The 22,180-nt window shown below is 44.7% G+C and carries 17 protein-coding genes and 1 riboswitch; of the genes, 9 read left to right on the top strand and 8 right to left on the bottom strand.

Translation table 11 applies throughout. The features are described 5' to 3' along the window. Positions 1 to 241: 241 nt before the first annotated feature. From topA to FKN08_RS07320, 4 genes are all read left to right on the top strand, one after another. The gene (gene topA / locus FKN08_RS07335) at positions 242 to 2,872 is read left to right on the top strand and encodes a type I DNA topoisomerase (RefSeq protein ID WP_170891652.1); all 2,631 of its coding nucleotides are present in this window, start codon (positions 242 to 244) and stop codon (positions 2,870 to 2,872) included. A gap of 610 nt (positions 2,873 to 3,482) precedes the next feature. Then, a complete protein-coding gene (glgC, locus tag FKN08_RS07330; RefSeq protein WP_170891651.1) occupies positions 3,483 to 4,700 on the top strand; it encodes a glucose-1-phosphate adenylyltransferase in 1,218 nt (405 codons plus the stop codon). Beyond that, positions 4,690 to 6,147 (top strand): glycogen synthase GlgA, encoded by a 1,458-nt coding sequence (gene glgA / locus FKN08_RS07325; RefSeq protein ID WP_047008551.1) that lies wholly within the window; start codon positions 4,690 to 4,692, stop codon positions 6,145 to 6,147. Before glgC ends, glgA begins: the two co-directional genes overlap by 11 nt. A 110-nt stretch (positions 6,148 to 6,257) precedes the next feature. Continuing rightward, positions 6,258 to 7,061, top strand: a complete 804-nt coding sequence (locus FKN08_RS07320; RefSeq protein ID WP_006742124.1) for an alpha/beta hydrolase — start codon at positions 6,258 to 6,260, stop codon at positions 7,059 to 7,061. Between the two features lie 37 nt (positions 7,062 to 7,098). Here the strand turns inward: FKN08_RS07320 and FKN08_RS07315 are convergent, their stop codons facing one another. From FKN08_RS07315 to torD, 5 genes are all read right to left on the bottom strand, one after another. Further along, positions 7,099 to 7,419, bottom strand: a complete 321-nt coding sequence (locus FKN08_RS07315; RefSeq protein ID WP_005390719.1) for a hypothetical protein — start codon at positions 7,417 to 7,419, stop codon at positions 7,099 to 7,101. Positions 7,420 to 7,439: 20 nt separating this feature from the next. After that, the gene (locus tag FKN08_RS07310; RefSeq protein WP_046874737.1) at positions 7,440 to 8,126 is read right to left on the bottom strand and encodes a TVP38/TMEM64 family protein; all 687 of its coding nucleotides are present in this window, start codon (positions 8,124 to 8,126) and stop codon (positions 7,440 to 7,442) included. A gap of 115 nt (positions 8,127 to 8,241) precedes the next feature. Further along, positions 8,242 to 8,832: a TfoX/Sxy family DNA transformation protein gene (locus FKN08_RS07305; protein ID WP_005390721.1), complete on the bottom strand. Its 591-nt coding sequence runs from the start codon at positions 8,830 to 8,832 to the stop codon at positions 8,242 to 8,244. 116 nt (positions 8,833 to 8,948) lie between these two features. Next, positions 8,949 to 9,038, bottom strand: a riboswitch (cyclic di-GMP riboswitch). 285 nt (positions 9,039 to 9,323) lie between these two features. After that, positions 9,324 to 10,328: an HTH-type transcriptional repressor PurR gene (gene purR / locus FKN08_RS07300; protein WP_170891650.1), complete on the bottom strand. Its 1,005-nt coding sequence runs from the start codon at positions 10,326 to 10,328 to the stop codon at positions 9,324 to 9,326. 467 nt (positions 10,329 to 10,795) lie between these two features. Then, a complete protein-coding gene (gene torD / locus FKN08_RS07295; protein ID WP_134646941.1) occupies positions 10,796 to 11,443 on the bottom strand; it encodes a molecular chaperone TorD in 648 nt (215 codons plus the stop codon). A 266-nt stretch (positions 11,444 to 11,709) separates the two neighbouring features. Here torD and torR point away from each other — a divergent pair, with 266 nt between their 5' ends. Next, positions 11,710 to 12,420: a two-component system response regulator TorR gene (gene torR, locus FKN08_RS07290; RefSeq protein ID WP_005390726.1), complete on the top strand. Its 711-nt coding sequence runs from the start codon at positions 11,710 to 11,712 to the stop codon at positions 12,418 to 12,420. 72 nt (positions 12,421 to 12,492) lie between these two features. Here torR and elyC read toward each other — a convergent pair whose 3' ends face one another. Then, positions 12,493 to 13,278: an envelope biogenesis factor ElyC gene (gene elyC, locus FKN08_RS07285; protein WP_170891649.1), complete on the bottom strand. Its 786-nt coding sequence runs from the start codon at positions 13,276 to 13,278 to the stop codon at positions 12,493 to 12,495. Positions 13,279 to 13,392: 114 nt separating this feature from the next. On the opposite strand from elyC, the gene cmoM reads away from it, so the two are divergent. Genes cmoM through mukB form a run of 4 tightly spaced genes read left to right on the top strand, consistent with a single transcriptional unit; the run spans position 13,393 to position 20,696 of the window. Continuing rightward, on the top strand, positions 13,393 to 14,184 hold the full coding sequence (gene cmoM, locus FKN08_RS07280; protein WP_012841987.1) for a tRNA uridine 5-oxyacetic acid(34) methyltransferase CmoM: 792 nt from the start codon (positions 13,393 to 13,395) through the stop codon (positions 14,182 to 14,184). 2 nt (positions 14,185 to 14,186) lie between these two features. Next, positions 14,187 to 15,524, top strand: a complete 1,338-nt coding sequence (gene mukF / locus FKN08_RS07275; protein WP_170891648.1) for a chromosome partition protein MukF — start codon at positions 14,187 to 14,189, stop codon at positions 15,522 to 15,524. Beyond that, positions 15,505 to 16,230, top strand: coding sequence for a chromosome partition protein MukE (gene mukE, locus FKN08_RS07270; protein WP_170891647.1), 726 nt, complete (start codon positions 15,505 to 15,507; stop codon positions 16,228 to 16,230). The genes mukF and mukE overlap by 20 nt, the downstream gene beginning before the upstream one ends. A 2-nt stretch (positions 16,231 to 16,232) precedes the next feature. Then, a complete protein-coding gene (gene mukB, locus FKN08_RS07265) occupies positions 16,233 to 20,696 on the top strand; it encodes a chromosome partition protein MukB (protein ID WP_170891704.1) in 4,464 nt (1,487 codons plus the stop codon). A gap of 142 nt (positions 20,697 to 20,838) precedes the next feature. On the opposite strand, the gene FKN08_RS07260 is transcribed toward mukB, so the two are convergent. Further along, entirely contained in the window at positions 20,839 to 20,991 is a 153-nt protein-coding gene (locus tag FKN08_RS07260; RefSeq protein ID WP_005390736.1) for a hypothetical protein, read from the bottom strand. Positions 20,992 to 21,210: 219 nt separating this feature from the next. Next, complete coding sequence (locus FKN08_RS07255) at positions 21,211 to 22,179, bottom strand: alpha-L-glutamate ligase-like protein (protein WP_161446152.1); 969 nt, start codon at positions 22,177 to 22,179, stop codon at positions 21,211 to 21,213. Position 22,180: the final 1 nt, after the last annotated feature.

The raw sequence follows: 22,180 nt of genomic DNA, 5'->3' as shown, positions 1-22,180 counted from the left end.
GATTAGCGGATGCTAAGTTTGCCTGTTTAGATATGCCGCTCAATACCTTTCAGAACCCTGTCTCTTTGAAGTATAAAGACGATGAATTGTCAACCAATCGGATCTGAATTTCAAAAAAGCAGTTGATCTTCTTTTCATCTCGCACAATAGTAAAAAAAGAAGCAATGAAATAGAACATTATGCGGGTGGCCTTTAAACAAGGTTTCTACCCGCATTATTATGAAGGACGTTAGAGTCAGTTATGGGTAAATCACTCGTTATAGTGGAGTCACCAGCCAAGGCAAAGACGATAAATAAGTACCTTGGTAAAGACTTTATTGTTAAGTCTAGTGTTGGTCATGTGCGTGATCTGCCTACGGCCGGTCAAAGCACTGGTGAGAAAAAAGCCGCAGCCATCTCAACAAAAGGGATGAGTCCGGAAGAGAAAGCGCGCGTTAAAAAAGAGAAAGACCGCAAAGCGTTGATCAAAAAAATGGGGATTAACCCATATCATGACTGGGAAGCGAATTACCAAATCCTTCCAGGCAAAGAAAAAGTTGTCAACGAACTACAAAAACTCGCCAAAGACGCAGATTGCGTTTATCTCGCAACCGACTTGGACCGCGAAGGGGAAGCAATCGCATGGCACCTTCGTGAGATCATCGGTGGCGATGAAGAGCGATACAAACGTGTAGTTTTTAACGAAATTACGAAAAACGCGATCCAACAAGCTTTCCAGACACCTGGAGAGCTGAACATGGATGGTGTTAATGCCCAACAAGCGCGTCGCTTCATGGACCGTGTCGTTGGTTTTATGGTTTCACCTTTACTTTGGAAGAAAGTGGCTCGTGGTTTATCTGCTGGTCGCGTGCAGTCTGTTGCGGTGAAACTATTAGTTGAGCGTGAGCGTGAGATTAACGCGTTTGTACCAGAAGAATTCTGGGATATTCATGCGAATACGAAAACGAAAGACAAAGCGGACTTTAAACTACTTGTTGCTCAGAAAGATGGTTCTGCGTTTAAGCCAGTTAATGAGGCAGAAACCAAAGCAGCGATGTCTGTGCTTGAGAATGCAAGTTACGAAGTATGTAAGCGTGAAGATCGCCCGACGAAGAGCAAGCCTTCAGCACCTTACATCACCTCTACGCTTCAACAGGCAGCGAGTACACGTCTTGGCTACGGCGTGAAAAAGACCATGATGCTAGCTCAGCGCCTCTATGAGGCCGGTTACATCACTTATATGCGTACCGACTCGACTAACCTAAGTGCCGAGGCTGTGGACGCTGTACGTGACTTTATTGGTTCTGAGTTTGGTGATAAGTACTTACCAGCGAAACCGCTGACGTATGGCAGTAAAGAAGGGGCACAGGAAGCGCACGAAGCGATCCGTCCTTCAAATGTGGGTGTTAAAGCGGAAGACCTGCAAGGTGTCGATGCTGATGCGCACAAACTTTACGCTTTGATTTGGAATCAGTTTGTCGCGTGTCAAATGACGCCAGCAGAATACGATTCAACAACCATCAGTGTAAAAGCGGCAGAATACACGCTTAAAGCGAAAGGCCGCATCCTTAAATTTGACGGCTGGACTCGTGTACAACGTCCAATGGGCAAAAACGAGGATACAATCCTTCCTGCGGTACAACTTGGCGATAAGCTAAGCTTAGAGTCACTTGACCCTAAACAGCACTTTACAAAGCCACCTGCGCGCTACACTGAAGCAGCACTGGTTAAAGAGCTGGAGAAACGAGGCATTGGTCGTCCGTCGACTTACGCATCGATCATTTCTACGATTCAAGATCGTGGTTACGTGAAAGTTGATCAGCGCCGTTTCTACGCTGAAAAAATGGGTGAAATTGTTACTGACCGCCTTGATGACAGCTTTAACGATTTGATGAACTACGACTTTACTGCGCGTATGGAACAGAAATTGGACCAAATCGCTGAAGGTGAAGTGAACTGGAAAGCTGTGTTAGACAACTTCTTTGCTGATTTTACTGGCGATCTTGAAAAAGCGGAGCTGGATGAGTCAGAAGGCGGTATGAAGTTAAACCACATCGTCATGACGGATATCGAGTGTCCGACGTGTAGCCGTCCAATGGGTATCCGTACTGCTTCGACAGGTGTGTTCTTAGGCTGTTCTGGTTACGCGTTACCACCAAAAGAGCGTTGTAAGACAACCATCAACTTGGGTGACGAAGAAGGTATTATTAACGTTCTAGAAGAAGACGTTGAAACGGCCGCGCTTCGTGCTAAAAAGCGTTGTCCGATCTGTGAAACGGCGATGGACGCATACCTGATTGATGACAAGCGTAAGATGCATGTTTGTGGTAATAACCCGAACTGTGAGGGCTACCTTGTTGAATACGGCGAGTTCAAAGTCAAAGGCTATGATGGTCCAGTTGTTGAATGTGACAAATGTGGCTCAGATATGGTGCTTAAGAACGGTCGCTTTGGTAAATACATGGACTGTACGAGTGAAACGTGTAAGAACACTCGTAAGATTCTGAAGAATGGCGAAGTCGCGCCACCGAAAGAAGATCCTGTTCATTTCCCCGAGTTACCATGTGAAAACTCAGATGCGTATTTCGTACTTCGTGATGGTGCTTCAGGTCTATTTATGGCGGCAAGCAACTTCCCTAAATCGCGCGAGACACGTGCTCCTTTGGTTGCTGAACTGGCACGTTTTGAAGAGCGTTTACCTGAGAAGTTCAAATACCTAGCGACCGCACCGCAAGAAGATCCTGATGGTCGTCTTGCAGTTGTACGCTTTAGTCGCAAAACAAAAGAGAACTACGTTCGTTCGGAAGAGAACGGCAAACCATCTGGTTGGACAGCGCTCTTTGTTGAAGGTAAGTGGGAAGTCACAGATAAGCGTAAAAAAGCGAAAGCATAAAAATGCACCATTAAGGTAATGTAAAAAGGCAGCGATATCGCTGCCTTTTTTGCGTAGGGGCCGACAGTTTTCTCCTGCGCATTCTTCCTTTAATCGACCTTTCCTCACTTTAACAAGCACCATTGTCGCTAGAAAACACCAGAGTCACGATTTATTGGTAGCGAACGTATTTTTTATGTAAAAAACATTCGTCGTAACTTTCATTTTGCGTTCATATATTTGTTATATATTAAGCTCAAAAAGTCGGTGGTGTAGTGAATCCGTTCGTAAATTGTTTTCATAATGTAATCGTTTGCTTTGGCATGTGTGATCTAGATATCGTCTTGAGTAAGCAAGAACTGTATGGAACACAGAATGGCGTATTAAAAATTGTAATTTAGAACCTGCTTAGATAATTTATTACAAAAATTAGTGCAACTGTGTGCATTTTGCGTCGAAAAATAAGAAAAGAGTGGACGTTGCATACTGGAAGTGCCGTAGCTTTTTTATCGTGTTGTTAGAGTTCAAAGAAACTCCTGATACGGTTACTAAATGTATTCGCTTGACTCCCCGAGTATGACTCATTCAAGCGAGTACCAAATCCAAGCTATAACGATATGGAGAACAACAAATGGCTGGTGTTTTGGGAATGATTCTTGCTGGCGGTGAAGGCTCTCGTTTGAGACCTTTAACAGAATCTCGTAGTAAACCTTCGGTACCGTTTGGTGGTAGCTATCGATTGATCGATTTTGCTCTAAACAATTTTGTAAATGCGGATTTAATGCGCATTTACGTCCTCACCCAATTTAAATCTCAATCTTTGTTCCATCATTTAAAAAAGGGCTGGAACATTAATGGCATCACTGACCGCTTTATCGATCCTATTCCTGCTCAAATGCGCACAGGTAAGCGTTGGTACGAAGGAACGGCAGACGCGATCTATCAAAATCTCCGTTTTATGGAATTAGAGGAACCAGAGCAAGTTTGTATTTTTGGCTCTGACCATATCTATAAGATGGATATCAAACAAATGCTGAACTTCCATTCAGAAAAGCAGGCTTCTCTGACGGTATCTGCATTGCGTATGCCACTAAAAGAGGCGTCGCAATTTGGGGTTATCGAAGTGGACAGTGAAGGTCGCATGATAGGCTTTGAAGAGAAACCAGCAAACCCGAAGTCAATTCCTGGCGATTCTGATTACGCTTTAGTTTCAATGGGTAACTACGTTTTTGAGGCTCAGGTGTTATTCTCTGAGTTGGTTGAAGATGCGGATAATGAAGCTTCATCACATGATTTTGGGAAGGACATTATTCCTAAGATGTTCCCTCGAGGTGACGTGTTCGTGTATGACTTCAGTACTAACAAAATCAGCGGTGAAAGAGAAGAGGTGTACTGGCGTGACGTGGGAACCATTGATGCGTACTGGGAGGCGCACATGGATCTGCTAGAAAAAGACGCACCGTTTTCACTATATAACCGTAAATGGCCGCTGCATACTTATTATCCTCCACTGCCGCCAGCGACATTTACAGATTCTGATAATGGCCGTGTTCAGATCATCGACAGTTTGGTATGTAATGGCAGTTACGTCAGAGGCTCAAGAATAGAAAAGTCGGTGCTTGGGTTCCGCAGTAATATTGCATCTGCTTGCGATATCAGCGAATGTATCCTTCTTGGTGACGTGAAAATTGGCGAAGGCTGTGTTTTACGTCGTGTGATTGTCGATAAGGATGCCGATATTGCTCCTGGTACTCAGATTGGTGTGAATCTTCAAGAAGATAAAAAACACTTCCACGTGTCTGAGGAGGGCATTGTTGTTATTCCGAAAGGAGCTCGAGTTGGCTACTAACAACTTATCTATTCTGTTTGTAGCTTCTGAGGTCGAAGGTCTCATTAAAAGTGGTGGCTTGGCAGACGTTGCCAAGGCACTACCGGAAGCCCTTCAAAACCTACAGCAAGACGTAAGAATTACCATCCCTGCGTACAGCAGTATTGATAAACTCGTTGACGCAGAAGTTGTATTAGAAACAGAACTAACATCATGGCCGCATACGGAGTATCGAGTTCTGCGACTCATGCTAGGTCAAAATCCTGTTTATCTGATTGATTGTCAGCCGTATTTCAATCGACCATCGATGTATGCGGAGAACAACCAAGCGTATACCGATAACGGTGAGCGCTTTGCGTTTTTTAGTGCGGCATGTTTAGACATGTTGCCGAAGCTTGCTTTTCAGCCAGATATCATACACGCGAACGATTGGCACACTGGTCTTGTTCCATTTTTGCTCAAGCACAGGTATGGCAATGATCCGTTTTTTGCTCATACTAAAAGTGTCATTTCTATACATAATGCGGTTTTTAAAGGCGTATTTAGTTATGAAGACGTGCAGTGCTTGCCAGAGTTTCATTGTCGAAACGTTCCCGATGCTGCGGTGAGTGCAACGCATATTACTATGCTTAAAGCTGGTGTAATGAATGCCGATAAGATAAACGCGGTCAGCCCTACGTACGCAGAGGAACTCAAAACAGAGCTTGGCAGTCATGGAATGGCTTGGGAGTTTCAGCAACGCGCGCAGGACTTAGTTGGTATTTTGAACGGTTGTGATTACAGTGCTTGGAACCCGGAAACGGATACTTACTTGCCAGTTAATTACTGCGCTGACCAACAAAGTATGACGCAAGGCAAGAAAGCGTGTAAACAAGCATTACAACTGCGGCTAAATTTGCCTGAAAAAGATGTAGCCATGTTCGGTATGGTTTGTCGGTTGACCCAGCAAAAAGGTGTGCATTACTTGTTGCCTGCTTTGGCCGATTTTTTGAAGCACGATGTTCAACTAGTTGTCGTTGGGACCGGAGACCCTGTACTAGCCGCTCAGCTAAAAGAGGTTGCTGCACAGTTTTCTAGTAAATTTGTCTTCGTAGAAGCTTATGATAATGAACTTGCGCATATCGTTGAAGCGGGTTCTGATTTCTTTCTGATGCCTTCTGAGTTTGAGCCGTGTGGTTTGAATCAAATCTATAGTATGGCTTACGGTACATTGCCGATAGTACGTGGTGTCGGTGGTCTAAAAGACAGCGTCAACGATTATGATGTGAACCCTTCTGAAGCGACGGGGTTTGTTTTTTTCGAACCGACACCGCAGGCATTGTTGTTAACGATGCTAAGGGCACTGTTGCTCTATGCTCAAAACGAACCTGAAGTGAATAAAGTACAGTTGCATGCGATGCAACAAGATTTTTGTTGGCAAAAGGCCGCAGAAGCTTATTTGCAACTTTACAATTCGGCGTTAAATTGACTTAAAATTGTAACGAAAGGCACCGAATGAGGTGCCTTTATTATCTTGAGTAAGGGGAGTGTGGTAGGATGGCTTTTTACTCAATAGCACGACCTTTTTGATACTTGAATATGACCCAGCCGCTACTTTTTCATAAAACCTATTTGCACCCTACTAGTCATGAGTGGGTTGTATTTGTGCATGGTGCTGGCGGTAGCTCTTCTATCTGGTTCAAGCAAATCAAAGCTTACAAGCAACACTTTAACTTATTGCTGATCGATTTAAGAGGTCATGGAAAGTCAAATCAGTTACTTAAAGAGCTCATTGCCAGCCGTTATACCTTTACGGAAGTTACCCAAGATATTTTGAAAGTATTGGATCATTTAAAGATCCAATCCGCTCATTTTGTCGGTATGTCACTTGGTACCATTATTGTTCGAAACCTTGCTGAATTATCAGCAGAGCGCGTGCGTTCAATGGTACTCGGTGGCGCTGTCACAAGGCTCAATACTCGTTCTCAAATATTGGTTAAATTAGGTAATTTTTGTAAGCATATCCTGCCGTACATGTGGCTCTACAAACTTTTTGCGTACATTGTTATGCCACAGAGAAGCCAGCGAGAGTCTCGCCATCTTTTTATTCGTGAGGCCAAGAAGCTTTGCCAAAAAGAATTTAAACGTTGGTTTATTCTTGCTGCTGATGTAAATCCTTTAATGAAGTATTTTAAAGATCGAGAGTTACCCATTCCCACACTCTATTTAATGGGCGACAGAGATTACATGTTTATTAAGCCTGTTAAAGAAATGGTTGCGGCGCATAAGCTTAGTGTTTTACGAGAGATCCCCAACTGTGGTCATGTTTGTAATGTTGAGCGCCCTGAAGATTTCAATCAACATTCCATCGAATTTATTAAGCAGCAAACGGTTTCTGCTTAGCGCTGAATAAATCGATTGAGTAGGAGTAGGGGAGTTATTAAGGCTCCCCTATTTGATGTCCACATTGCCAACAAGCACCAAACTGCCCCTCGTTTACCTCATGGCACTTCGGGCACTGCCAATCTTGATACTCATTTCCATCGGATTGTTTGCGGTAGGCTTGTACTATCCCTTCTGCTTTTACTTGTTGTTTGGCGTCAAAAAGCCAGACATAAGGATCGGTATCATCACTAAACGGCAGCTCTCCTTTTAAACCGAAAATACCTTCTCCGCGGACTTCACAGTAGACTTGCTCGGTTTTCAATAATTCGCACACGATATGCGCTTCTGCTGGGTTTTTAGCAATGAATATTTTCATTAAACACGTCCACTTACTAATTATGAGTTTTGCTGACTCGGTGTTGGCCTTACTTTATTCATAACCCATTTAGTGATGATTGGAAACAGCCCCAGTAACGCAAAAGAGGCCAATACCGCAGGTGAAATAATGCCTGACAGGCTTTCAATTGTTGCTAACTGAGTACCGGCGTTTAAGTAAACTGCAGTGCCTGGCAACATACCTACTTGGCTAGTAAGGTAAAATCGACCTACAGACATTGGCGTTAAGCCCATCAACAAGTTGATAAGAAAGAAAGGGAATACCGGAATGAGACGCAAGGAAAATAGATAAAATGCACCGTCTTTTTCGACACCTTGGTTAATTGCGATTAACTTATTGCCAAACTTGTTTTGTACCCAGTCACGCAGCAAATATCGGCTGCTTAAAAATGCTAGTGTTGCACCCATAGTACTGGCGAAAGAAACCAGTAATAAGCTCGTCCAAAAACCAAATAGAGCCGCACCAAGTAATGTAACCACAGCTGCCCCAGGAATAGAAAAAGCGGTAATTGCAATGTAGGCAAAAAAGTAAATAGCTGCCGAAAAAACAAAGTTCTGATCGATGTATGTGGTCAGCGCTTCTTGTTGTGCTTTTGCATTTTCCAACGTTAAATACTGACTAAAGTTAACGCCTAAAAAGATAATGATCGCGACCAGGATTAGGCCTAATATCAGTTTCTTATTCATATTTATGATTCCAATTTGGGATATATGTAATAAGACAGAATGAAAGTCGAAAAAATTTCACAAAAAAACCGCAGATTAGACTGCGGTTTTACAAGATAGTTTTTAAGGCCGACTTTTATTGGAGGCCATTCATCAACTCATCTCGGCGAGCTTGAGGTACAACGCTCCAATGAGTACCGTTAATAGCCCCTTCTAGTGCCCATAACAGCTCAATGTTGACGGTTGCAGAGTGCGTATCTCTTATCGCTTTATAAGCGTTAAGTGCACCTTCCTCTTCCAGTTTTTCTACTGACTCAATGCCTGCTTTTTTCAGCATGCGTTCAGTCGCCAGTCGTAAGTTAGGCAAATCTTTTAAGCGATTAGGCTTTGTAGTTGCTTGCTGTTCTTTTTCAAGCTTTGCCTTTTTCAACGATTGGTTAGCTACTTCGATTAAGCGTTCGCTAGACTCCCATAAATCGTTGGAAATTGCGTAGTACTTAGTAACGACTGGGAAGCCACGTTTTTTATAAACGTAAGGCTTTAGCCCTTGTTTCTCGAAGTCAGATGAAGTTTGTTGGTCTGCTCTTATATGAAGCTGATTATTTACAACTAGTGCAAACATTGTTTCATCAGCGAATAGTCCGAAGCCACCAAACATTGAGCGCGACTTGATATTACCAAGTGCCTCAAATAGCTTCATAGAGTCTTTGAGTATCGGTTTATCCATGTTTTGTTATCTCGGTGTAATTAATATTACGCCACCAAAAGTCAGGTCCGAGAGAGTAGCAAACATGCGCAAAAGCAATGTCATTACAGGGTAAAGTCATCGCTTGCACACTTGCCATCGGTAACCCCGCTACCTTCCATATAGTACTATGGTTCAGGCCGGAGGCTTTGCGTCCCACCCTTTCGAATGGTTTGCCCTGTGCGTGACAGAGTGAGCATACTTCGTATATTGAATTAACATCACGTTTTACCCGTAAAAGTGTGATTCTGGTTCAATAAAAAGTGTCGACAAGCGCATATTTGTGCATATTTGAGAATAAGGCGGGATGATCTCGAGGTTGTGAGGGAGTGTGATTTACCTACATATAAAACAGAGACTTAGAGATTCGGGATTTTTTGTCTAACAAACCTAAGTCAGGGAAAAGTTATTTAGAGATAAAAAATAAGCGCCCTTTTAGAGCGCTTATTTGACATCGTTATATTTGGCGAATTTTAGTTCATTTTCTTCACGGTGTTTCGAATTACAAGCTCAGGTTGCATTTCGAAAATTCGCTTTTCGTGTTCTTTATCTTTGATTCGCTCAAGTAGGATCTCGAACGCATTTTTACCCACACGACGTTTAGGTTGGTGGATAGTTGTTAACGGTGGAGAGAAGTATTCCGCAAGCTCGATGTTGTCGTAGCCGATCACTGAAATATCATCAGGAACTTTGATACCGTTTTGTTGTAGGCGGCTCATTAGGCCCAGAGCCATTGTGTCGTTAAAACAGAATACCGCTGTCGGACGTTTGTCCATTGCTGTAATTTTATCTGCGACTAATACGGCCGTATCACATTCAAAGTTACCTTCAAGGATCCAATCTTCATTTACAGCTAGGTTTGCTTCGCTCATCGCGCGACGGAAACCTGCAATGCGCTCTTGGCAAGCAAGTTTTTCAAAATGACCGCTTAGACAAGCAATATCATTATGGCCATTGTCGATCAGATGTTTGGTTGCGATGTAGCCACCTTCTTCTGAGTTATCCATGATCTTGTCCGCTTGTGAGCTTTCTGGACCCCAATCCATGACCACTTTAGGAATGTCGGCATGACGGTCAAGCATCTCTTTAAGCTCTTCGGTTAAGTCAGAACACATCACTAGGATGCCATCAACACGTTTTTCAGCCAGCATACGGATGTAATCGCGTTGTTTTTCGTAAATCCCACCCGTATTACACAGAATCAGAGTGTAGCCTTGGCGGTAACAGTAGCTCTCAACCCCGTCAATCACTTCTGAGAAGAATAGGTTGGTTGACTGCGTTACTAACATGCCAATAGTACGAGTTGAGTTGCACTTTAGGCTGCGTGCAACCGCACTTGGCGCGTAATTCAACTCGTCCACGGCTTTCATTACTTTTTCTTGCGTTGCTTCTGCAACGAAACGCGTTTTATTGATAACGTGCGAAACTGTCGTAGTGGAAACGCCGGCTAAGCGAGCAACGTCTTTTATAGTGGCCATAAATGGTGTCCTGTATCGAGCTACTGAAATATGTCGTGTTGGATGTACCTAATGCTCTAATGGTTTTACACCCAGCAATCTAAGGTTGGCGCTAAGTGTCTCGGCAGCGGTTGGTCCAAGTACGACAAAAGGGTACGTAGCAGCATCGGTCGATGAATTTTATCTTTTTTCTATCTGATGAGAAATTGCCATCAACCTGTTAAAAAACACAAAAACCGCTATATTTCAGCGGTTTACATATAAATCATATTTAATCGTTTGCGCTCACATTTTAGCCCTATGTGGACTGACTAGCAATGTTTTCAGCAAGAGATTTGTGTATTTGAAGTCACATTTTGACTGCTAAATAACCAAGCGTCTTTGAGCTAAGTTAAGGCAAACGAATAATATACCCAACTTACTTACATTCAGTTATTTCAGGTATACAGGAAGCCCGATAGGCGGGCTCCTTAAAAAATAGGCGGCAATTATTCCCCAATAAGGTAAGCGCTGTCTAGTTTACAAAATGCAACTAATAGTTTCGCGACGCTCGAGTAGAACCCAAATTCGTCGAATTGTTTACATTTGTCTGCAAACTGAGGTAGCCAAGACATCAACTGTTGCTGGATAAAGTCGTTTTGTTTAACGAAGGCTTCTTCCATGTGTTTTTCTTGCTCAAGTTCGTTTGAGCGGATAATCATGTTGCCGAGAAAGTCGAGTTCAACGGCTAAGTGGTCCGCAGGCTCTTTTAGATTTTCATCTACTTGAACGCCAAATTCTGCCATCAACTTTTCCATTTCCTCGGCTGGCTTGTCATTCAGCAAACCTGATTCACCGATGTACATCGATGCGTAAGGAAGAGCGCCGTATTTTTCTGTCTTCAAAAACAGTTCACAAAAGTCAGCAGCAAGCTCCAATTGAGCGTCTTCACGATCTTGCAATCGGTTTAGCGCATCAACGAGGCTATCAACGGCTGGTTTCAGCGACTCATTTTCACCTAAACCTGCTAGAAAACTACGAATTTCAACACTGTGGTAGGCTTCCAGCTCTTTCTCTGTTAGCTCTTTTGCGAACAAGCTCGAAAACCACCAGTAAATTTCAGCGCGTTTTTCATTAAAAGCTTTCACTTCTTGCATTTTGGGCTCCTGAATGATGCTTCAAGTTGTGCATCACAAAGTCAATTAGGGATATCCCCTAAGTGTAATCAATTAAAATGAATAGCAGTAACTATAATTATTATGTTTTATGGTCAAAAATTAACGTTTATTAATAGCGATGGGTAAGCTTGTTTTGAATCAATAAAAACGCTAAATCTTGCTTTTTAATGTATCTATGACTAGAAATGTTACTAGTTATGAATAGAATACGTCTTGGATAATAAGAAGACAGAAAAGTGGTGTAAATGAGCTATCACGTATTAGTCGTAGAAGATGATGTTGTAACTCGTAGTAAGCTTGCGGGATATTTCCAAAATGAGGGTTACCAAGTCAGCGAAGCAGAGAGTGGCGCAGAAATGCGTGAGGTCCTGCAAGCGGGCGATGTAGACCTGATCATGCTGGATATCAACCTGCCGGGTGAAGACGGCCTGATGCTTACTCGTGAATTACGTAGCCAATCGGATATTGGTATCATATTAGTAACAGGACGCACGGATAGCATTGATAAAATCGTAGGCCTAGAAATGGGCGCTGACGATTATGTGACAAAACCTTTTGAACTGAGGGAATTGTTGGTTCGCGTTAAAAACTTGCTGTGGCGTATTTCAGCAGCGCGTAGCGGTAGCGCGAAAGCGAACGAAACCAGTGAAGAACATATTGTACGTTTTGGAGAGTGGACATTCGACATTCAACGTCGTGCGCTGAGCCGTAACGGCGAACCCGTAAAATTGACCAAAGCAGAATACGAACTTTTGGTGGCGTTATCGTCTTACCCTAACCAGGTGTTAAGTCGCGAGCGTATTTTGAATATGATCAGCCACCGAGTTGATGCTCCCAATGATCGTACTATTGATGTTCTTATTCGACGTATGCGCGCAAAAATGGAGTTTGATCCAAAGAACCCGCAAATTTTTGTGACGGTGCACGGCGAAGGCTATATGTTTGCTGGTGATTAAACTGAACAAACCTAAGTCTTAAAAAGAAAAAGGAGAGCTTTGGCTCTCCTTTTTTGTGGTTTCAAGATAGTACTACTTTGCTTCAACCATTGGTGTTTGGCCGACAGTATCACGCAATCTTTGCCAAATGCTGCCCAAGTACTCATGCCAATAAAGCTCTGTTTGTTCTAAGTAACGCGCTTTAGGTGAGTATTTATCCCAAGGTTGACTGATTTCGCTAATAGCTAAGAAGTTGGTCGGGGCTGGGATTGGTTTAATGCCTGCTGCGTTGAACTCATACAATGCACGGCTCATGTGACTCGCAGAAGTGACTAACACCATCTCCTTTTGTTGAACGAATGCAGCCGCTTGACGCGCCTCTTCCCACGTATCTTTCGCATCTTCTAATAAAATGATATCGGATTTCGCGACTCCCAACGCAAGGGCAACGTTCGCCATCATTCTCGCGTGGCTAATTTCAGATCCGCCAGCATAGCCTGACAAAATTAATTTAGCACCTGGATACATTCTTAAAATACGAATGCCTTCAGTTAAGCGCATTAATGCTGCACGGCTTAACTGCGAGGTGGGTGGAATTTCGTCATCAATAACATGACCATTCCCTAAAACCATCACGTAGTCGATGGTGCCAGAAACTGGCAAAAAGGCTTTATGCTCTCGCTCTAATGGCATAAGAAGCTTGGTTGAAACAGGTTGGAAGGCAACAAGAAAAATGCCAACAAAAGAGAATAGAACAACGAAGCAGCCAGTTTTACGTTTTGTGGTAAAACTAATGAGAGCAAGACCCAACAAGCCTATCAGCAGCAATGCCGGAAGTGGCATAAGCAAGGCTGACACTACTTTTTTCAGCTCAAACATACATAAATAGTCCGAAAAAACATCAATTGATAATAAAAATGAGGGTACCCCTCTTTATTCCTGCTTTCCTTGTGCCAGAATAGCGGCACAATCCGTTATGATAACTCAGCAGAAGTGACAGAAGACCGCAATTTCGACGATATCGCCCACAAATTTGCAAAAAATATTTACGGCTCCGACAAAGGGGAGATCCGCCAAATCATTGTGTGGGAAGATTTTCTACAGATTCTAAGTGAATTAGATGCTGACCAGCAACCCCTAGAGGTGTTGGATGCTGGTGGTGGTTTGGCACAAATGTCGCAAAAGCTTGCTAAGCTCGGACATCGAATCGCTTTATGTGATCTATCTTCGGAAATGCTGCAGTTGGCTAAGCAGGATATTGAAAAAAACGGTTTGCTTGAGCAGTATCGCCTGATTCATTCGCCTGTCCAATCCATTGGTGAGCATATGGATGAACAGGTGGATCTTGTTATGTTTCACGCCGTCATGGAGTGGTTGGTCGATCCTAAGGCCGCACTTGAAACGGTACTAGAACAAGTAAAACCGGGAGGCATTGCATCAGTGATGTTCTATAACCACCATGGTTTAGTCTATAAAAACGTGGTTTGTGGCAACATTCCTCATATATTAGACGGCATGCCCCACCGAAAAAGATTTAAACTACAGCCGCAAAAAGGCTTAAAACCTGAAGAAGTCTACCAATGGATAGAAGATTCAGGCTTTAGTATTTGTGGCAAATCTGGTATCCGCTCATTTAGTGATTACATAGGTAATATGCAATACATGGGCGATTACGAGTTTGAAGATGTGTTGGCGCTAGAAAAACAACTTTGTCGACAAGAGCCATACCTCTCATTAGGCCGCTACATTCATGTGTGGGCTAAAAAGAACGATAAACAGGAATAACAATGAGTGAGATGACTCTCAATGCTGCAGAGCAACCAATCGATGAGTTGGTTGGCTGGGTTAAGCAGCACGATTTCTCGTTGAACCTGACCACAGAGCGATTGGCATTCTTGATAGCCATTGCCGTACTGAGTAATGAAAGGTTCGATGAAGAATTGGGTGAAGGTGAATTGCATGATGCGTTTGCCATCGTCACTCGATTATTTGATGAGACTGGCGAAGCCTCCGCTTTTCGTGCGAACAACGCCATCAACGAGATGGTCAAGCAGCGCCTTATTAGCCGTTTTGTCAGTGAGATTACTGACGGAGCGAGCATTTACCGCTTGTCGCCTTTAGCGATAGGAATTACGGATTACTACGTGCGTCATCGTGAGTTCTCGAAACTGCGCCTTTCTATTCAACTGTCTATGGTGGCAGATGAAATGGCGAAAGCGATTGAGGCAGCACAAAAGGGTGGCACACCGGGCCACTGGAAGAAAAACGTATACGGAGTTTTAAAATATTCTGTAGGCGAAATCTTCGATCAAATCGATCTTAACCAGCGTGTTATGGATGAGCAGCAGCAATCTGTAAAACAACAAATTGCCGACCTGCTAAATAAAGACTGGCGCGAAGCGATCAACAACTGTGAAGCGCTCCTATCAGAAACATCAAGCACGTTGCGTGAACTTCAAGATACGCTGCAAGCCGCCAGTGATGAACTGCAAACTCAGATCCTAGATATTCAAGAAATTGTGTACGGCGATCCTGAGCTGGAGTTCATCGAAGAAGCTTTGTTTGGTCTGCAAATGAAGCTGGATCGAATCACAAGCTGGGGCCAGCAAGCGATTGACCTTTGGATTGGTTACGACCGACATGTGCACAAGTTCATCCGTACTGCAATTGATATGGATAAGAACCGTGCGTTTAGCTCGCGTCTACGTCAATCCGTCAAAGATTACTTCGATGCGCCTTGGTATCTGACTTATGCAGATGCGGAAAGGCTTTCTGACCTTCGTGATGAGGCCCTAGTCCTGCGTGATGACGAGGTAACGGGTCAAGTTCCGATGGAAGTAGAATACGAAGAGTTTCAACAAGTCAATGATGAGTTGTCTGAACGAATTGGTGACATGCTAAAAGCGCATAAAGATCAAGGCACACCAATCGATTTGAGCGTGGTACTGCGAGATTACCTTGCACTCCGCCCTTACACTCATCATTTTGATTTAGCTCGCATTATCGTTGATCAAGCCGTACGTCTGGGGTATTCAGAATCGGATTACCAAGCGATTCAACCGGACTGGAAAGCGATCAACGAATTTGGGGCAAAGGTACAAGCGAATGTCATCGACCGATACTAATGAATACATGTCAGAGAATCTGGCAAAAGCAATCTCTAACCCTCTGTTCCCAGCGCTAGACAGCATGCTACGAGCAGGGCGTCATATCTCAAGTGAAGATCTGGATAACCACGCGTTGTTGTCGGATTTCGAACTTGAGCTTTCTTCTTTCTACCAGCGCTACAATACCGAATTGGTGAAAGCGCCAGAAGGTTTCTTCTACCTTCGTCCTCGTTCAACGTCTCTGATTGGCCGTAGTGTCCTTTCTGAACTGGATATGCTGGTGGGGAAGGTACTGTGTTTCCTTTATCTAAGCCCAGAGCGTCTTGCTCACGAAGGCATCTTCACTAACCAAGAGTTGTACGACGAGCTACTTGCTCTGGCTGATGAAAACAAGCTGATGAAGCTGGTGACCAACCGTGCTACCGGTTCTGACCTTGATAAAGAAAAGCTGTTTGAAAAAGTACGCACGTCACTTCGTCGTCTACGCCGCCTAGGCATGATCATCAACATTGGTGAGACCGGTAAATTCAGCATCAGTGAAGCGGTATTCCGCTTTGGTGCCGATGTACGTATTGGCGATGATATGCGTGAAGCGCAGCTACGTCTGATCCGTGATGGTGAAGCGGTAGTGCACACCAAAGAGCCAAGCCAAGGCAGCCTATTGTCTGAAGAAGATCAAGACGACCAAGCCCAAAAAGAAACAACAGAAGAGGGTGAAGCATGAGCATGATTGAACGCGGTAAATACCAATCGCTGACCATGGTCAACTGGAACGGCTTCTTTGCCCGTACTTTTGACATCGATGGTCTGGTCACCACGCTATCAGGTGGTAACGGTGCAGGTAAATCAACCACAATGGCGGCGTTCATCACCGCATTGATTCCTGACCAAACGCTACTGCACTTCCGTAACACCACAGAAGCGGGCAGCAGCCAATCGTCTCGCGACAAAGGTTTGTACGGTAAGCTACAACCGGGGGCGTGTTATGCAGCGCTAGACGTGGTGAACTCACGCAATCAGCGCCTACTGTTTGCAGTAAAACTGCAGCAAGTAGCGGGTCGTGATAAGAAAGTAGACATCAAACCGTTTGTTATTCAAGGCCTTCCAAGCCATATAAAACCAACAGATATTTTGGTTGAAAGCGTATCTGCGACGCAAGCTCGTGTACGTCAAATCAATGAAGTAAAAGAATCAATCGCGGAATTTGAAGGCGTTCAGTTCAAAGCGTTCTCTTCTATCGTGGATTACCACGCACAAATGTTTGAATTCGGTGTAATTCCGAAGAAACTGCGCAACTCTGGTGATCGCTCTAAATTCTACCGTCTGATCGAAGCATCGCTTTACGGTGGTATTTCAAGTGCGATTACGCGCTCGCTACGCGACTACCTTCTGCCACAAAACGGTGGTGTGAAGAAAGCGTTCCAAGATATGGAATCGGCGCTGCGTGAAAACCGCATGACGCTAGAAGCGATCAAAACTACGCAAGCAGACCGTGACTTGTTCAAGCACTTGATTACAGAGTCGACCAACTACGTGGCAGCGGATTATATGCGCCATGCCAACGAGCGTCGTAAAAAACTAGAACAGACACTGTCTTTGCGTTCAGAGTTATTTGGTTCTCGCGAGACCTTGATTGAGCAAAACAACCTGCTTAACCGCGTTCAAGAAGAGCTGGAACTGCTGATCGAATCAGAATCTTCTTTAGAGCAAGACTACCAAGCGGCTTCGGATCACTTGCAACTGGTGCAAAACGCGCTGCGTCAGCAAGAGAAGATCGAACGCTACCAAGAAGATCTTGAAGAGCTGAGCGAGCGTCTTGAAGAACAAATGATGGTAGTGGAAGAAGCGCAAGAACGCGTGATGATGGCTGAAGAGCAAGCGACCGTTGCAGAAGAAGAGGTGGACAGCCTTAAGACGCAACTTGCTGATTACCAGCAAGCTCTTGACGTTCAGCAAACTCGCGCGCTTCAATACCAACAAGCGGTTCAAGCGCTGGAGAAAGCGAAGCAGCTACTTGACGATGACAGCCTAACGGCGGAATCAGCACAAGCGTTAGTAGCGGAGCTGAAAAACAAAGAGTCGGAAAATACCAATACGTTGTTGTCTGTGAAACATAAGCTCGATATGTCATCAGCTGCGGCAGAGCAGTTTGATACTGCATTGAAGCTTGTACAGAGCATCGTTGGCCCTGTTGAGCGCAAAGAAGCCTCTGAGCACGCAAAATTGGCAATCGCTAAAGCTCGAGAATCACAGCAAATTGCACAAAACGAACAGCAATGGCGAGCGCAGCATCGCGATCTTGATCGTAGCCTCAATCAGCAACGTCAAGCGCGTGAACTGGTTGCTGAATACAAAAAGCAATATCACGTCGAGCTAACCGATGAAGTTACGTTTGAACAAGAACGTGAACGTCATGCGATGCAAATCGAATCACTAGAGATAGCTCAAGAAGAAGTTCGTGATCAGCGTGGTGAACAGCGCCGTCTAGAGCAAAACGCGGCGGCAGAAATCAGTAAACTTGAAGCGATAGCGCCAGCTTGGATTGCGGCTAATGATGCGCTAGAGAAACTGAGAGAGCAGAGCGGGGCAGACCTTGAAGATCGTCATGCGGTAATGAACCACATGCAGGTTGTTCTTGAGCAAGAAAGGGCGCTGTCCTTAGCTAAAGATAAGCTTGCTGAGCGCCGTAGCCAGCTTGACACTGAGATTGAACGTCTTGCTTCTCCTGGTGGTTCAAACGACCCTCGCCTGAAAGGTTTGGCTGATACTTTAGGCGGTGTATTACTGTCCGAGATCTACGATGACATCACGATTGATGACGCGCCTTACTTCAGTGCGATGTACGGTCCGGCTCGTCACGCTATCGTTGTTTCTGACCTGTCAGGTATCGAAGAGAAACTGGTAGAGCTAGACGACTGTCCAGAAGACTTGTACATCATTGAAGGTGACATCGATGCCTTTGATGACAGCTCGTTCGATGCAGAAGAGTTAGAGGGCGCGGTTTGTGTTCGCATGAACGATCGCCAAATGCGTTACTCTCGCTTGCCTGAGATCCCATTGTTTGGTCGTGCAGCACGTGAGCAGCGTCTTGAGTTGCTGCGTAACGAACGAGAAGAAGTGGTAGAGAAACACGCTAAAGCGGCGTTTGATTCTCAGAAAATGCAGCGTTTGTACCAAGCATTTAACCAATTTGTGTCTAACCATATTCAAGTTGCTTTTGACGCCGATCCAGAACAAGCACTGGCAACCATTCGTGATAAGCGTAACCAAATCGCTCGCGTGCTGGCGGATCTGGATGCAAAAGAGCAGCAGCAACGCTCTCAGCTTCAAACCAGCAAGCAAGCACTGTCTTCTCTGGACAAGCTAGCATCACACATGGTGCTTGTTGAAGATGAATCATTGCAAGCGCGTTTTGATGAGCTAGAAGAGAAAATCGCTCAGCTTGCAGAGGCGAAAAACTTCTTAAACAATCATGCAAAAGCCGTCGCGCAACTACAGAATATTGCGTCTGCGCTTGATGCTGACCCAGAGCAATTCGATGCACTAGAAGCAGAATACAAAGCAGCAGATGAACAGTTACAAGATCTTAAGAAGCAAATCTTTGCACTCTCGGATCTGGTTGAACGTCGTCACTACTTCGCTTACTCAGACTCGGTTGATCTTCTGAACAAAAGTAGCGAACTGAGTGAGCAGCTCAAAGCGAAGTTGATTCAAGCTGAACAGACTCGTTCTCGTTCTCGTGAAGAGTTGAAGCAAGCACAAGGACAAATGAACCAATACAACCAAGTATTGGCGTCTTTGAAGAGTTCGCATCAAGCTAAGCAAGAAACCGTACAAGAGTTCAAACAAGAGCTGCAAGAGTATGGCGTAAATGCCGACGAAGGCGCGGAAGAGCGTGCAATGCGCCGTCGTGACGAGCTGCACGAACGCTTACATACTTCACGTAGTCGTAAGAGTGAATACGAGCGCACGATAACGTCGACCGAGCTTGAGATGAAAGGCTTAGCGAAACGTCTGAAGAAAGTGCAGAAAGAATACGCAGAGCTGCGCAAATTTGTCGTTGCAGCGAAAGCGGGTTGGTGTTCAGTACTTCGCTTAGCGCGTGAAAACGATGTTGAGCGTCGTCTACACAAACGTGAACTGGCGTATATGTCGGCAGATGAATTGCGTTCCATGTCGGATAAATCATTGGGTGCGCTGCGTCTTGCTGTTGCAAACAATGATGACTTGCGTGATGCACTCCGTTTGTCTGAAGACAACGCTCGCCCAGAGCGTAAAGTTCTGTTCTACATTGCGGTATACCAACACCTTCGTGAGCGTATTCGTCAGGATATCATCCGTACTGATGACCCAGTTGAAGCAATCGAAGAGATGGAAGTGGAACTGGCGCGTCTAACGGAAGAGCTAACGCAACGTGAAAACCGCCTAGCGATCAGCTCTGAGTCGGTAGCGAGCATCATCAAGAAGACGATTCAGCGTGAGCAAAACCGTATTCGTATGCTGAACCAAGGCTTGTCGAACATCTCGTTCGGTCAGGTCAAGGGCGTACGTCTAAACGTGAAAATTCGCGAAAGTCACGAAGTGCTACTGAACGGTCTAGCGACACAACAAGAGCAGCATAAAGATCTGTTCGAATCGACTCGCTTTACCTTCTCTGAAGCAATGGCGAAACTGTTCCAACGTGTGAACCCACATATCGATATGGGTCAACGTTCTCCTCAGGTTCTGGGTGAAGAGCTACTGGATTACCGTAACTACCTAGAGCTAAGTGTAGAAGTGAACCGTGGTACAGATGGCTGGCTACAGGCTGAGTCTGGCGCACTATCAACAGGTGAAGCGATCGGTACCGGTCAGTCAATTCTATTGATGGTCGTGCAAAGCTGGGAAGAAGAGTCTCGTCGTCTACGCAGCAAAGACATTGTGCCTTGTCGTTTACTCTTCTTGGATGAAGCAGCGCGTCTGGATGCGAAATCGATCGCGACATTGTTCGAATTGTGTGACCGTCTGGATATGCAACTTCTTATCGCGGCACCAGAAAACATCAGCCCAGAGAAAGGGACTACCTACAAGTTGGTGCGTAAGGTGTTTAAAGACCATGAGCACGTACACGTAGTTGGTCTACGTGGTTTTGGTCAAACGGATAAGCCTAAGACTGAAGCGCAAGAGATGATCGAAGAGTTTGAATCGTAAACTCCGAATCTAGCAAAACGCCCGCAATGAACGCGGGCGTTTTTGTATTTGTTAGCGGGAGGCTTCAAAGCGTATAAAATAAGCCGAGACTGTAGGACGACAGTCTCGGCTTATTAATAGAACTTAGCGGGGAGGCTAAGTTTTATTCCTCTGAAATATCGTCTCTGATATCGATCATTTCAGCAAGCTCTTCAAGTGCTTGGACAGAAAGCTCAGACAAGCGTTGTAAATGCTGGTCTAAGCTCTCTTGTTCTTCAAGCTCTGGTTCATCGTTATCTGTTTCTTTTGTTAGCATTTCTCAACCTCTCAAGTTGAGTAAGGGGAGACCTCATCATACTCAAAAGTTAAAGGAGAAAAGAAACGATCTATGTTGATTCTGTTAGCTCGATCATTGATTCAAGTTATAGGTGAGATGAGTTTGTTTAATAAGATGAGTAGGTAGACGGTTTTGGAAACGGAAACAAAAACGCCAGCAATCCGAACAATTACTGGCGAATGATATTGTGATTGGCGATTAGAACTGTGGTTTTACCCCAAACTGCTCTGCTGCGTAGGCGACACGTTCAATCGGCTTTGGATACTCGGCAGGTGTGCCGAGGCTCTCTATGTGTTTCAAACGAGGAAGCAAGCCCGCACCATTAGCGATTTGGATTGCTAAGCCAGGACGAGCGTTGAGCTCTAAAACCATAGGTCCTTCTTCTTTATCTAACACCATATCAGTGCCCATGTACCCCAACCCTGTCATCTCCCACGCACTAGACGCAAGCTCAAGCAAGCGCTCCCAGTGCGGGACTTGGAGGGTAGAAAGGTCTTTGCCTGTATCCGGATGGTGGGTGACTGGATGGTCGAATTGCACCGCTCGGATTGCTTTACCTGTGGCGATATCAATGCCCACGCCCACAGCGCCTTGGTGTAGGTTTGCTTTACCGTCCGACGCCGCCGTAGAACAGCGCATCATTGCCATAACAGGGTAGCCTTTAAATACGATGATTCGAACATCAGGCACACCTTCATAACTGAAGCCATCGAAACAATCATCAAACTTAATCAGGTTCTCAACGACTGCGACGTCGTTTTTACCACCAAGAGAGAAAAGGCCAGCAAGCGCATTACTGATATGACGTTCAACTTCATCCTTACCAATTGTAGAGCCGGAAGGTTTGGTATAGACCCCATCTTTATGCGAGGTAATAACCAAAATACCCTTACCACCACTACCTTGAGCGGGCTTGATAACAAAACCAGGCCAATCTTGCACCATCTTATGGATGGTCTTTACTTCTGCTTGGTTATGAATAACACCGATCAGGGCAGGGACGGTCGCCCCTGCTGCCTGCGCAATAATTTTAGTCTTGAGCTTGTCATCAACTAATGGGTATTTAGAACGATCATTGTAACGGCCGATATAACTGTGGTTACGTTTGTTCATCCCCATAATGCCTTTATGGCGAAGCTTAGCTGGCGAAGTAAAACTTTCTAACATC

The sequence above is a fragment of the Vibrio sp. 1-2 (7-a) genome (assembly GCF_013048515.1).
Taxonomy (GTDB): domain Bacteria; phylum Pseudomonadota; class Gammaproteobacteria; order Enterobacterales; family Vibrionaceae; genus Vibrio; species Vibrio diabolicus.
The sequence above is the reverse complement of the archived record's forward strand: the minus strand, read 5'-3'. Positions and strand labels throughout refer to the sequence as shown.